This is a genomic window from Roseateles sp. GW821-FHT09G09, assembly GCF_059415965.1.
The window spans coordinates 582,969-595,745 of record NZ_JBWKOG010000001.1; the positions used below are offsets into that span (position 1 = coordinate 582,969).

Annotated in this window: 11 protein-coding genes; 6 read left to right on the forward strand and 5 right to left on the reverse strand. The window is 58.7% G+C overall.

Features of this window, described 5'->3' with window-relative positions:
• Positions 1–200: 200 nt before the first annotated feature.
• The 5 genes from AC07O8_RS02615 to AC07O8_RS02635 all read right to left on the reverse strand — a co-directional run bounded on the left by AC07O8_RS02615 (position 201) and on the right by AC07O8_RS02635 (position 6,066).
• Positions 201–1,721, reverse strand: coding sequence for a TniQ family protein (locus tag AC07O8_RS02615; RefSeq protein WP_495046553.1), 1,521 nt, complete (start codon positions 1,719–1,721; stop codon positions 201–203).
• Complete coding sequence (locus tag AC07O8_RS02620; RefSeq protein WP_495046554.1) at positions 1,721–2,674, reverse strand: TniB family NTP-binding protein; 954 nt, start codon at positions 2,672–2,674, stop codon at positions 1,721–1,723. Before AC07O8_RS02620 ends, AC07O8_RS02615 begins: the two co-directional genes overlap by 1 nt.
• 1 nt (position 2,675) lies before the next feature.
• On the reverse strand, positions 2,676–4,643 hold the full coding sequence (locus tag AC07O8_RS02625; RefSeq protein ID WP_495046555.1) for a TnsB C-terminal domain-containing protein: 1,968 nt from the start codon (positions 4,641–4,643) through the stop codon (positions 2,676–2,678).
• Positions 4,618–5,280: a hypothetical protein gene (locus tag AC07O8_RS02630; RefSeq protein WP_495046556.1), complete on the reverse strand. Its 663-nt coding sequence runs from the start codon at positions 5,278–5,280 to the stop codon at positions 4,618–4,620. Before AC07O8_RS02630 ends, AC07O8_RS02625 begins: the two co-directional genes overlap by 26 nt.
• Before the next feature lie 324 nt (positions 5,281–5,604).
• Complete coding sequence (locus AC07O8_RS02635) at positions 5,605–6,066, reverse strand: helix-turn-helix transcriptional regulator (RefSeq protein ID WP_495046557.1); 462 nt, start codon at positions 6,064–6,066, stop codon at positions 5,605–5,607.
• Between the two features lie 446 nt (positions 6,067–6,512).
• On the opposite strand from AC07O8_RS02635, the gene AC07O8_RS02640 reads away from it, so the two are divergent.
• The 6 genes from AC07O8_RS02640 to AC07O8_RS02665 are packed head-to-tail and all read left to right on the forward strand — an operon-like array spanning position 6,513 to position 12,756.
• Positions 6,513–7,451, forward strand: coding sequence for a hypothetical protein (locus tag AC07O8_RS02640; protein ID WP_495046558.1), 939 nt, complete (start codon positions 6,513–6,515; stop codon positions 7,449–7,451).
• A gap of 1 nt (position 7,452) precedes the next feature.
• Entirely contained in the window at positions 7,453–8,583 is a 1,131-nt protein-coding gene (dbpB, locus tag AC07O8_RS02645; RefSeq protein ID WP_495046559.1) for a DGQHR domain-containing protein DpdB, read from the forward strand.
• Positions 8,580–9,878, forward strand: a complete 1,299-nt coding sequence (dpdA, locus tag AC07O8_RS02650; protein WP_495046560.1) for a tRNA-guanine transglycosylase DpdA — start codon at positions 8,580–8,582, stop codon at positions 9,876–9,878. The genes dbpB (AC07O8_RS02645) and dpdA overlap by 4 nt, the downstream gene beginning before the upstream one ends.
• Positions 9,875–10,951 carry a DGQHR domain-containing protein DpdB gene (gene dbpB / locus AC07O8_RS02655; protein ID WP_495046561.1) on the forward strand — a complete coding sequence of 359 codons (1,077 nt, stop codon included), beginning with the start codon at positions 9,875–9,877 and terminating at the stop codon, positions 10,949–10,951. The genes dpdA and dbpB (AC07O8_RS02655) overlap by 4 nt, the downstream gene beginning before the upstream one ends.
• 12 nt (positions 10,952–10,963) lie before the next feature.
• Positions 10,964–11,665 (forward strand): 7-cyano-7-deazaguanine synthase QueC, encoded by a 702-nt coding sequence (gene queC / locus AC07O8_RS02660; protein WP_495046562.1) that lies wholly within the window; start codon positions 10,964–10,966, stop codon positions 11,663–11,665.
• Positions 11,662–12,756 carry a 6-pyruvoyl trahydropterin synthase family protein gene (locus tag AC07O8_RS02665; RefSeq protein ID WP_495046563.1) on the forward strand — a complete coding sequence of 365 codons (1,095 nt, stop codon included), beginning with the start codon at positions 11,662–11,664 and terminating at the stop codon, positions 12,754–12,756. Before queC ends, AC07O8_RS02665 begins: the two co-directional genes overlap by 4 nt.
• Positions 12,757–12,777 lie beyond the last annotated feature (21 nt).

Here is a 12,777-nt window from a genome sequence, read left to right on the forward strand (position 1 = left end):
ACTCCGGCGGAGCAGTCAAAGCGTGCTCGTATAGGACTGCAGTGTTCGTCATGCGCAGCACCTCTACTCTCCCTTGTCGGGCTTCCTGTGAATCCAACCCACTCGCTTGCGCGCCGACCGCAGCACAAGTTCTGGAGTACGAGCATCGCCGCGTCGAACAGGCCAAGCCAGCAGCGCAGCAGCGAGAAGGGCATCGCGATTCATGCTTGCTCCCACAACGAGAGCTGATTTGCAGACGCCCGTGCCCGTGCCACTGAGGCATGGTGGGCCTCTGTTGCAAAGCGCAAACGGTCGGAAGCTTGGTGGTCGATGTAGTAGGCAGCCAATCCGTTGCCATCGACGCGCTTGTAGACGGGAACACGACCCGCCAGCAGGTCGTCCAGGATCGCCCTGATGAAAGTCCTGGGACGACGGCGCATGTGCAGCCACTCGCCCATGATCGGTTGAAGGCCGACCACAGTCGAGGGCATAGGCCTCGAAACGCTGTCGAGGCGGCTTAGAAGAATGCTGACGTCTTGGCGCCTGTAACGGCGCCACCTTCCAAATCTGATAGGCGGCAAGAAGCCCGCATCGTGCAATGCCCAATAGCCTTGCTTGTCGATGGCGAGAGCCTCCAGCAACTCGGCATAGGTCATGCACAAGGCGAGGAGCCTGCGGATCCTGTCGACCTCGGCATCTGGCACAAAGCAATAGCGTTTACGGCCGAACTGGATCTTGATCACATCCTTGAGGTGCTCATCCTTTACCAGCCGCTCGGCAACCTGTGATGAGCATCCCAGGATCTCCTTCACAGCCTCAAGACTCTTGCATCCCAGGGGATGCATGGCTCTTGGCAACGCTCCGCACGGCACGGTGTCTTTGCCCGGATTGGCTGCGAGCAGCCGATCCTTCATTTCAGCCATGGGCAGCCGCGACATGACGGTGCGCCTGCGAAATTCATCGCCGATCAGCCGACTCAAGCAGGCAACCGCCGCACGCCTATGTTGCGTCGCGCAAAGACCCAGGACGAATGATTGGACGCCAGCGCTGTTGGGCGCGATGGTCAGCCCTTCCCTGCCCAGCCAAGCCGCACGATGCTCATGTCTGAGCTCATCCTTCGCCGGGTAGCCCGGCCCGCGCCTTGATGTCACCACCGCGTCCAGCAGTCTTTCTGCAAGGAGCGCCCAGGCCAGGTGATCGCCGACCTCCTCGGCATCGGCATTCGAGCAAACCGCCTGCTCGAATTGTTGCCACATCTGTCTGGCGTAGGCGAGACCAGCCGGCGTCGGGCAGAACGAGCCACCCGTGATCTCTTCAGGCGCAGCGTCTGCAATCGTGCGCCTGTCTGGGCGCTGATAGTTGGACGTGATGGCAGGTTCAACCAGTCCATCCTTAAGCAGAGTCCCATGGGTCGTGCAGACGGTGAGGGATGAGATCCTCCATCGGGCGCGGACGTAGCGCGCTTGTAGGAAGCACTCTGCACACACTCGGATCTGCGCGCCGCGAGGCTGCGCCGCCCAGGCGGGGATCGAATCGACACCATAGTAGGGACGGCCGTCATCATTGCTCGCGTCAGCCGCAGGCAGAAGCTCACGCAGCGCCTCCAAGTCGTAGCGCCATGGTCGTCGGACGCCCATGGCCCGAGCAGCGCGAGCCAAATAGGTCTCACTCCATTCGTCCAGTTGCCGTTTTGGCCGGACGGGAATTGCAGCTGAAGGGCATTGCGCATTGGTCTTGTCCATCAATCCTCCATGTCGCGCGCAGTAGGCGCGAAGGGTTCCCCGGGCAGGGTCAGTGGAGTGCCTCGGAACTTGGGGTCAAAGGGGTTTTGCTCAGGCAAGGCCGACTTGAAGATCACCTTCAGGAATGCCTTTTCAAGGACTGCAAGACTGATGTGGAACCGCTTCTCTTTAGCTGCGAGCTCCACGCTCCGAACCAGCAACCGACGAATGTTCCGCAGCCGGCCGGCGGTGGCGAATGCAAGCACCGACAGCACCTCGTCCGTCTTCAAGTCGATATGGGGAACCCCCTCTAGGACCGTCTCGAAGGCTTCCATGACTTGCCGGAACTCTTCGATTTGGCTTTCGTTGCCGACGCCCAGAGGCTCTAGCTCCAACACCTCTCTGAAGCGGTCCGCGAACTGGTCGTTGGCATGCAGGAGTTGCCGACTTCTGTGGATTCCCGCGAGGACCAATGACATGTTGGCTTGCGTGGAGAACAGCTTGATCCAATCCGCGACTGATTCATGGGTCTTTGAGCGACCGCGGTCAACGGCATGGTTGATCTCGTCCAAGATGATCAGCCGCACCCTGCAAGTCTTCAGTAGCTTCTGAAGTTGGAACGTCCTTTCCTCCTCGTCCCCCTTGTTCCAAAAGGGGGAGCCAAGCTCCTTGAGCATGACGCTTGGCAATTTCTTTACTGTGCAGCCAGACGGCACCTGTGCGTAGAGCACTGGCACCTCCGTGAACTCTTCATGCCGTATGCGCGGATAGGCCAGAACCAGGCGCTTGAGTAGCCTAGATTTGCCCGTGCCGGGCCAACCGAGAAGCATGATGTGCTCGGGCTCCTCGTCAATGCACTCATATGCGTACAACTCTTCGAGGCGCTCGAGCGCTGCAGTTGTTTGGGGGAAGTGGCCGAAGAAGCGACGAAGCCTCCTGGTAACCACGGCAACCTTTTCAGCGGTGGCGACCATGTCAGGCTTCCTCGGGGATCTCAACCTTCACGGGCTTGGCAGAACGCGGCCGCTGGGATGCCGCTGGGGGGAGGGGCTTCGCAGGCTTGGCCTTCGGTTCGCGCAGATCATTGCTGGTCTTGTTCGCCTGCCTGGCCGCCCTGCGCCGCACGCTGAGCTTCTTGTCCTCCTGAGCCTTCTTGACGGCCGCGTCGTTGATGGCCTTGGCCTGTGCGTTGGTCTGCTGATAGCCCGAATCTTTGGCCTTGTGCTTCTTGGCGGCCTTGGCTTGCTCAACCGTGAGGCCGGCGTACTGGGGGTCCTTGTTTCCGACCGAGAAGTACTCGTTTGCGATGGGATTCCAGACCCAGATATGCCCGGCCTCATCGTGCGGCCACTTGATGTCGACCTTGACCTTCGCCGGCAGCATGGCCCGCAGCGTGGCGAGGGCCGTCGACGCGTAGCAGAACGTGTTGATCTCAACGCCGTAGTGATGAAGCTCTCGCGTGTCTGCCTCGGAAAACTCGATGTCTACGTCGTCGCGACTCATCTTGAGTTGCGGCGGGAACGCCTTGGCACCGGCGTTCCAGACATCGATCGGCGCTTGGCCATCCAGCCCGCGATGAGGGCGCTTGTGGTACACGCTGCAAATCCAGACATGGATCATCCGATCCAGTTCGGCCAGCGTGATGCAGGCCTCCTTCTCTGCCTGGTAGCCGATACGCTGATGCACGTTGGAAAGCGTGGTTCCGGGCAGCTTGTGGATGAAGCAGTAGTTGAAGGTTCGCAGGAACCGTTCGACGTGGGGTTTGTCGTTCGGATCGCGCGAGCCGGCGAACTCGACCAGCACGCTAAGGTTGCTCATGGCGTCCCGCACGGAGTCAGCATGAAACTCCCTGCCGTTGTCAACGAGGATTCGCTCCGGCCAACCGAAGCAAGGCCATGCGAGGTTCAGTTCGGCATAGAGCTTCGTGAGGTAGGTCTTCGGCAGCATGGCGTGCCGCAAGGCGGAGAAGACTGCATAAACACCATGCCCGGCCAGGCTCAGGTGATAACCGAGAACACACCGCGATCGGCGGTCGAGCACTACGGTAAACGTGGGTCGACCAATCACAACACGGGCCTCATCAGTGACGAGAAGGTCGACCGGCGTATGGTCAATCTCGACGATCTCGAGGATACGTTCGACAAAACGTGCGTGCCCCTGGGATGCATGGCGCCGCTTGCCCTCGCGCAGCCCGAAGCGAGCCACCGATACGTCAAATGCGGAGAGTTGTGCGATGCGCCGGTTGATGGTCCGAACTGACGGCAACTCGAGATGCTTCGATGGCTCGCGCTTGACGTTCGCAAGATCAACAGCGGTGGAAAGTGCGTCCAGAACGTCCTGTGCGCTAGCGCGCCGGTTGGATAGGTACGCCTGTTCGATCGCATCGTCGATCAACGCCTCAAGGTTGGGGTCGAGCCGGCTGACGTTCTTGCCACCCCTGAGATCAATCGCGGAGAACAGTGCACGAACATCGCTGTCTGCTCGCGCATACTTGCGGCGCCACCGATAGACAGTGCTTTCGTGCGGAGGCCGGGATTCGTTGCGCTGCGCAGCGACCAGCGCCAGGTCCTTACGGAGGTCCTTCCTCGATTTGCCAAATGAGTCGAGCTTTTGAAGCTGGACGATGTATTCAATCCTGCGGCGCGTTTCTGTGCGCGCAGCCTCGGTCATGTGGTCCATAGTCGCCAGAGTTGGCGCGCTGTAGCCCCGTTTCACGTCACGGCGCAACTGACCCTTGGTCTTGAGGCGTCCCATCATGTATGCCTCGTACAACTCGTAGGTGGAACGTCGTTCGAGTTCGCCGGTCTGCACGTTCTCGAGTTGGACGTGAAGTTCATCGACCTGCCTGACAACGCGGAGTTCGACATCGTCCAGGAACAGGACCTCATCCTTGCGAGGTGGTTGCATGACAGCCTCCTTACCGGCAAATTGGAAGGAGTTCATCGGGATCACGCTTCATGACTCGCGCGAGCAACTCATCGCACGTCTTTTGAGCCGCCTTCCATCGCTCAAGTAGCGCGTCGCTCGGCTCGGCGCGCCCGCGTGGATCCCAAAGGCTCGGGTCAAGGTCTGCGCGGAAGCGTCCGCGCGCGGGACGCTCGCGCTCAAGCACTGCTAGGGTCTGCTGAAGCCCGGAGTCGCGAACGTCGGTGTCCAACAGGAGGCACAGGCAAATGCCATGGGCCTCGAGACCGCGCATGTTCCTATGCAGCTTGGTGTAGACCTTCGCATTTGAGAGCTTGCTTCGAGGTTTGACCTCGACGAGCGCACCCGCATCACCGAACCAGACCAGCAAGTCCGGCGTGTAAGTAAAGCGAGAGCCCGCAGAACCCAGCTCAAGCGTCAACGGATGGCTCTGCATCCCGGTAACGCAACTTGCGATCTCTAAGACTCGCTGAGAGTCAGCCTCAACCAAGCTCTGAAAGGCGGCTCTGGCGGCCTTCCACGAGGTTTGGTGGCCGCGGGGAGCAACGCCGCCAAGGGTGACGACCTTGGCCGGCTTGCGGGAACTCTTGAGCTCGTGAAGAAGCTTCAACAACTGCGCTCGCGGCATGAGCCGCTCGGATGAAATCGTAGGCATGAGTTGACTCCTTGGTGCTCAGTTCTGAGCACGCACGTACAAAGATTGAAAGCGCTGAGGAGGACGGTGGCGATGCCGTCGTCGACATGCTGGAGCCTGGCCGCGAAGTTCCACTGTGCAGTTGGGTCAATGCACTTGTGAACTGAAAGCGGTTCGCACGGACAAAGCTCCGCCCAACACGCTGCGCTCAGCGTGTTGAGAATTGCACGAGGAGAGACTTGACGCGACGGCAGCGCGCAGCCAATATGAAGGCTGATCTGTGTAGTTTGTTTTGACTACGTGCTACCGGCGGGCCCTGTCACCAGGTGCTCGCCTTTTTTTTGCCTATGTCATGGCCGTCTCCTCATCGCGTTGAATGTGGACGACGAAATCCGTTCTGTCCTGAACGGTCTTCTCCAGCCTAGCAATCCATGTCTCGACATCGCCGTCGGGAAGCAGGCGATCCGCCTCGAGGCAAACAGACAAGAGCCGCTGAGCCCGCTGGGGCAGCTCAGTGCTTGCAGTCCGAAGCACGCGGTCCTGCGCCGCGAGGCGAGCAAGAGCCTCGCCCTCGCGGCGACTGAGCGTCATCACCTCGAGCACCTTTTCTACAAGCTCGACTGACGGGCCGAGTACACGTCCATGCTCCACGGCGCACACGTATGTGCGTGTCACGCCACAACGCTGCGCTAGCTCAGCTTGCGTGAGCCCGCGCTTTTCCCTGATACGCCGAAGAAAAGCCGGGAGACGAATGTTCGCATTTGGAGTCATCAATGCGAATTTCGCTGAGTTGTCCTTTGCATTCAAGTAGCTCTGCTGAGGCGGAGACTAATAGCGCTGATCCTAAAAAGACCGCAAAAATGGCGCGCATGCGAATACTGTCAGTATTTGCGCCGGTGGCGCCTTGGAAATTCTTTAGAGAAATCAAACACATAAGTCGCGAAGCAAAGACGTTTTTCTATTATTTGTACGTGTGTTGATTTCATTTGAAAAGCCCGTCGTATCAATACTCGTTTTAGGGAAAGCACCAAAGAAACGGTTGCACATGCACAACTCGGACTGGTCAGGTGAATCAAGCCCTATGGAAAACCGAAATCATGGGCTACTGATCTGGCTTCTTGGTTCGCACACCGTAGCGACGGCAACACCGTCCAGAGACAAAACTACAAAAATCACACCGCGCACTCTCAAGAAACTGTAGAATTCCCCACCGAACTGGTCGCAGTTATTTCCACATCTTCGAGGCGAATTCTTTGAAAACTGCAGCTCCGGCGATCATCGTCACGAACTGCACCGGCAGGAAACTGCAGTCCAACGGAGTGGCGTTTAGCGATCTCACCCTCACCTTCTCGTCGGTCGATGCGATGGCTTGCGCTTGGGGGAAGGCTCTGTCTGCGCCTACGCCGCGCTACGTCGCCAGCACGCTTTACGGTGGCCGGTCGTTTCGCGAGGCAGAACTGGTGGCCGAGTCTCTCGAAGCACCGCTCTACGTCGTGTCGGCCGGGCTGGGTTTGACTTCGGCTGAAGAGCTTGTCCCTGCCTACGACCTGACCGTGTCAGAGACGGGTCCCACCGTTCTGCCGTTTTTGCGAGATCTAGGCCTATCTCCGCCGCACTGGTGGGCTGCGCTCAACAAGAGCCTAGGCAAGCCCGCGCCTATTGCCTCATTGCTGAACAGCCAGCCGAAGGCAGCCGTGTATGTGGCTATGCCCTCCACCTACCTCCGCTTGATAGGCGATGAATTGACTGCATTGCCAAAGTCAGATCGGGCTCGCCTTCGCATCTTCTCTTCGCCAGCCTGGCAGCGTGACGCGCCCGCCGCACTAACCGAACTGGCGTTGCCATACGACGAGCGTCTCGAGACGACTGCCTTCTCTGGAACGAGGAACGACTTCCCCCAGCGTGCCTTGCGACACTTCATTCAAGCATTACGAGGCAACACCCTCACCCTCGCTGAGGGGCGGTCCGCCGTTGAGGCGGTGATGGCTCGGCACGCCCTAAGAGTTATCCCCGAGCGACAGAAGCGCACGGACGACGAGATCCGCGCCTTGCTACGGCGCCATTGGCGAACCAGTAACGGCTCCGGAGATCGCCTCCTACGAGTCTTGAGAGACGACTTACTGATCAAGTGCGAACAGTCTCGATTCCGGAGCCTGTGGCAAAGCGTGCGCGCTGAAATGGAACGAAGCTGACATGGCATCGAATTCTGAAGAAATCATCGTCCGTGCCCTGCACACGCTGCAGGGCAATGGATTAGATGTCTATGCCTTCTTCATCAATGGTCCGGACATCATGCGAGTTGCGGACATCACACGTCTGGAACGTGACCAAGCAGACAGCCTCAAAGGCTTTCAGCGCCCGGAGATCCGAAGTCATGTGAAGGGCATCGCCGACTACCTGCTCCAGGGTGACGTGCTGTTTCCAAACGCGATCATCTTGGCGCTGTCGCCAGCTGTGAAATTCGCGGCGTCCCGAGGAACGAAGCCGACTGGAGACCAAGGGTTAGCGCAATCCGGAACGCTCACTATCCCTCTGTTCAAGGAGGGGGAGCGCGTCGCTTGGATCGTCGATGGTCAACAACGCTCGCTAGCTCTGTCGCAGATCGGAAGCAAGACGATCCCTGTGCCGGTCATCGGCTTCGTATCCGATAGTTTGGAGATCCAGCGAGAGCAGTTCATCCTGGTGAACAAGGCGAAGCCCTTGCCTTCCAGGTTGATCAATGAGCTGCTACCGGAGACCCGCAGCGTCTTGTTTCCGCGTGAACTGAGTGTCCGGAAGTTGCCGGCGGAGATTTGTAGTCTGCTGAATCGCGATAAGACATCCCCCTTCCATCAACTTATCAAGCGTGTGTCCGACAAGGGCTCCTTCAGCGGAGCTGTGATTACTGACTCCGCGGTGATCACCATGATCAAGAACAGCATCAACAACCCACTGGGTGCTCTTGCGCCGTACAAGGGTGGCCCGCGAGAACCGGCGGACGTCGAGAGCATGTATCGCATCTTGCAGACCTACTGGACTGCTGTTCGCGACGTGTTCAAGGACGCTTGGGGCAAAGATCCAAGACAGAGCCGATTGATGCATTCCGCAGGCATTGAAGCGATGGGGGTGCTGATGGATCGCATCTATGCCCGCATGTCAGGACCCAACGAGGATCTGAAAACAGTCAAAGCTGAACTCGAAAAAGTGGCGCCCGTGTGTCGCTGGACGAGTGGGCAATGGGATTCACTTGGGCTGGCTTGGAACGAGATTCAGAGTACTCCCAGAGATATCAAGAAGCTGCAGGACGCGCTGGTACGCGCGTATGCGAGCAGCGCTAAGACATGAAATTCCTCTATTCAGACACGCAAGACTACGTCGATCCCGACTACGACTTTCTAAACGACAGGAGCGCGCCTGGCCGTGAGCGCTACTGGGACGATCTGTACGCCCACGAACTCATGACTCCCGCCCCATATGACGGGCTACTACTGTCGATGAGCGCTATCCGACAAGCGGTTGGAGTCGCTTCTTCCAAGGTTCGCTACTCAACTTCGGAAGAGCAACGTTTGCTACGCATTGGCGCGCGTAAGTTCCTTCGATATGACAGCCCTCAGTACAAAGACTCCATGCTGATGGGTGACTGTGGGGCGTTCGCCTACGTTGAGCATGAACGTCCGGCTTACTCGCCGTCTGAGGTGGTTGAGTTCTATCTAGATGCAGGCTTCACCCATGGCGTTTCCCCCGACCACATCATCTTCGACTGCGACACAGACAATCCACCAGCGTCGGCTGTCGACGCAAAAGTGATTGATCGTTACGAGATCACGCAGAAGAACGCCGAAGAGTTCTTGAGACTCGTCCGGCTCGAAGGGAATGAGTTTGAGCCGATGGGCGCGGTGCAGGGTTGGTCCCCGCAAAGCATGGCGCAGGCAGCTAAAAGTCTAGAGAAGATGGGCTACCGCTACCTCGCGATTGGTGGCCTGGTTCCCCTAAAGGTCGACGTTATCCATCAGGTGCTGCACGCCTTGAGAGCAGCCATCAAGCCCAGCACGAGCATCCACTTGCTGGGATTCGCGAAAGCGGATCACATTCATGAGTTCGTTCAGTACGACATCACAAGTTTCGACTCCACGTCGCCGCTGATTCGGGCGTTCAAGGACGCCAAGCGGAACTACTACGTTGAGTCACCCAACGGCGGTCTCGACTATTACGCCGCCATTCGTATTCCCCAGGCTATAGAAAACGCCCGTCTGGTGCAGGGTATCAAGCGCGGCATATTCAGCGCTGAGGATCTGCAGCGACGAGAGCAGTTGGCTCTTAAGACATTGCGCTCCTACGACAAGAACCAGGCTCGAGAAGAAGACGCTCTGGACGCAGTGCTGGACTACCAGCGGTTTCTAACCCTCGGCGACGACAAGATCACTGACGACGAACGTGTACGAGAACTTGCAAAGAGTCGAGTTCAGATTGCTCGAACGCTGCGCGACCAGCCGTGGAAGCGATGCCGCTGCGATGTCTGCAGCTCAGTGGGCGTCGAGGTAATCATCTTCCGAGCCAGCAATCGAAACAAGCGCCGTGGTTTTCACAACCTAGGCGTCTACCACCAACATGTTCAACGAACCTTGTCGAACGCGAAATGACGACGTTTAAGTACAAAGCTGTGCGTGCACGCCAAGCTCCGGACCACGATGTGTTCTGCTTTGCTGCACACCCTCACGATGTTCTGAAGTTCGCGGAGATCGAGCGCGTGGGGCGCGACGAGGCCGGCGCACTCAAGGGATTCCAACGACATCAGGTTGCTTCCCACATCAAGGAGATCCGCGACTACATGGGCCGCGAAGATGCGCTGCTGCCGAATGCTGTGATCGTTGCCTTCATAGGTGGCGTAAAGCTTCGCGAACTGGGCGACGGCCTGGTCGAAGTCACTGTGAATGCAGAAATGGAAAAGCCCGGCTTTGTGGTCGATGGCCAGCAGAGGCTATCCGCGCTGGCGGGATTGCAGAAGCCGGGCTTCCAAGTCTTCGTCTCAGCCCTTGTCTGCAAGGACTACAACGAACTGCGACAGCAGTTCGTCCTGATCAACAACACGCGCCCACTTCCAAAAACACTGATCTACGAGTTGCTGCCTGAAGTTGAGGGATTGCCGGAGCGGTTCACAAATCGGAAGTTCTCCGCCCGCGTAGTCGACCGGCTGAACTACCTGCGCGGTGGCGCCTTCTATCGCGAGATTCGCCAGCACACCAACCCAGTTGGCGTGCTGAGTGACGCGGCAATGCAGCGACTCGTGATGAACTCTGCGGCCCAAGGTGCGATAAGAGAGTTCATCCGTTTTGATGACTATGAAGACCGATCGGTGCAGTTGCTGAACGAGTTCTTCGAAGCCGTAAGGGTCGTCTTTGGCACGGAGTGGGTAGGCATGAGCCCCCGTACCTCGCGCATCCGCCATGGCGCAGGGCTAGTCGCTTTGGGATTCGTCATGGAGCACCTCTACAGCAACTTTGGTGCAACGACCAGGCAAGAATTCGAGCCGGGCCTACAGCTACTCCGGGACAACGGACACACGGCCTGGACCAGCGGTCAGTGGCGTCTTAGCGACGACGATGTGCGTCCTTGGAACGGCATACAGAACACCCCAACAGATATCGACTTGCTTTCTAACCACCTAGTCCGATGCCTAAAGCGCGAGTTGCGCCGCGTCCGCCGCGCTGCTTGAACTGGAGCTTCTATGAACCGACGCGCGCTCGTCCTCTTCTCTGGCGGACAGGATTCGGCAACGTGCCTTGCCTGGGCGTTAGATCGCTACGACTACGTTGAGACGATTGGGTTCGAGTACGGGCAACGGCATGCTGTCGAACTGGATTGCCGAACCCGAGTCATCGCTCAGCTTCGCAGACAGTTCCCAAAGTGGGGCGCCCGGCTAGGCAGCGACCACATGCTGAATCTGTCAGTCCTTGGCGAGATCAGTGACACGGCGTTAACTAGCGAGCGCGCCATTGACTTTGACAACAATGGTCTGCCCAACACCTTTGTTCCGGGCCGCAACCTATTGTTCTTCACCTTTGCTGCCACCGTGGCATACCGGCGGGACCTGCAAGTACTTGTGGGAGGCATGTGCGAGACGGATTACTCGGGTTACCCGGACTGCCGAGACAACACCCTGAAGGCGTTGCAACTCGCCATGAGCCTGGGCATGGACAGCCCCATGGTGGTCGAGACGCCACTAATGTGGCTAAACAAGCAGGAAACATGGCAACTCGCCTACACGCTCGGCGGCCGCGTCCTGCTGGAACTGGTGCGCCGCGAGACGCATACCTGCTACCTCGGCGACCGCAGCACCTGGCATGAGTGGGGCTACGGCTGCGGTACCTGCCCGGCGTGTGAGTTGCGTGCGCAGGGTTATGAGGCCTACATGCGAAGTCAACCATGAGCAACGTCACCTACACCGTCGCCTCTTGTCGGCTGGAGTCCGCACGCCGCGTCAGCGTGCTGCCGCAGGACCACAAATGCCGGCATGTTCATGGCCACAGCTTCCTGATCAGCGTCTTTGCCGAACTTCCGATGGACTGGGCACCGTTCCCGGGTGGCGAAGTTCCTGAGTTGCAGCGTCGCCTGGAAGCATGCGTCGCGCCACTGGACTACCAACTGCTGAACGAGTTTCTGGAGCAACCCACCGACGAAAACATCGCGCGCTGGGTGCGACAACGCCTGGATGTGCCGGGCATCGACCGAGTAGCGGTGCAGAGCACGGCGAACCAGGGAGTGGATTTGGATGCACAGGAGCATGCTCACGTCTGGCGACGCTACCGCTTCCAGGCAGCGCATCAACTGCCCAACGTTCCGCCGGGGCACAAATGCGGACGCCTGCACGGCCATGGCTTCGAGGTCATCGTGCATGCCGATCAAGACCTAGAAGAGCGCGATCTCAGCATTGACTACGACCATCTCGATGCCATCTGGGCTCCGTTCCACCACGAGTTGAACTACCAATGCCTCAATGAGATCGAGGGCCTGCACAACCCGACGAGCGAGGTGATCTCAGCTTGGCTGTGGCGGCGCCTGAAGCTCGTGCTGCCGGAGTTGTCCTGGGTGACGGTGTTCGAAACGGGCAGCTGCGGTGCTAACTTCGACGGCGCGCAGTACCGGATCTGGAAGGAATTCACCCTCGACAGCGCAGTGCAATATCGACGCGCGCCAGCCGATGCGCTGCAGGCGCGGATCCATGGGCACACCTACACCCTACGTCTGCACCTGTCAGCGCCGTTAGATGCCATGATGGGTTGGACGGTCGACTTTGGCGACGTGAAGACGATCTTCGATCCAATCTTCAAGTCGCTGGACCATCACCCACTGCATCAGTTGACCGGAATCCCTGACTGCGACACGGCAAGTCTTGCCGTCTGGATTCGGAACCAAGCAAGCAAGGAACTGCCGCAACTGGTGAGGGTGGACCTCTATGAAATCGAAGGCAGCGGTTCCATCGCAACCGTCGATTTGGCAGGGCCGGCATTGCCGGTGTAAGCCATAACGCCTGACATAGCC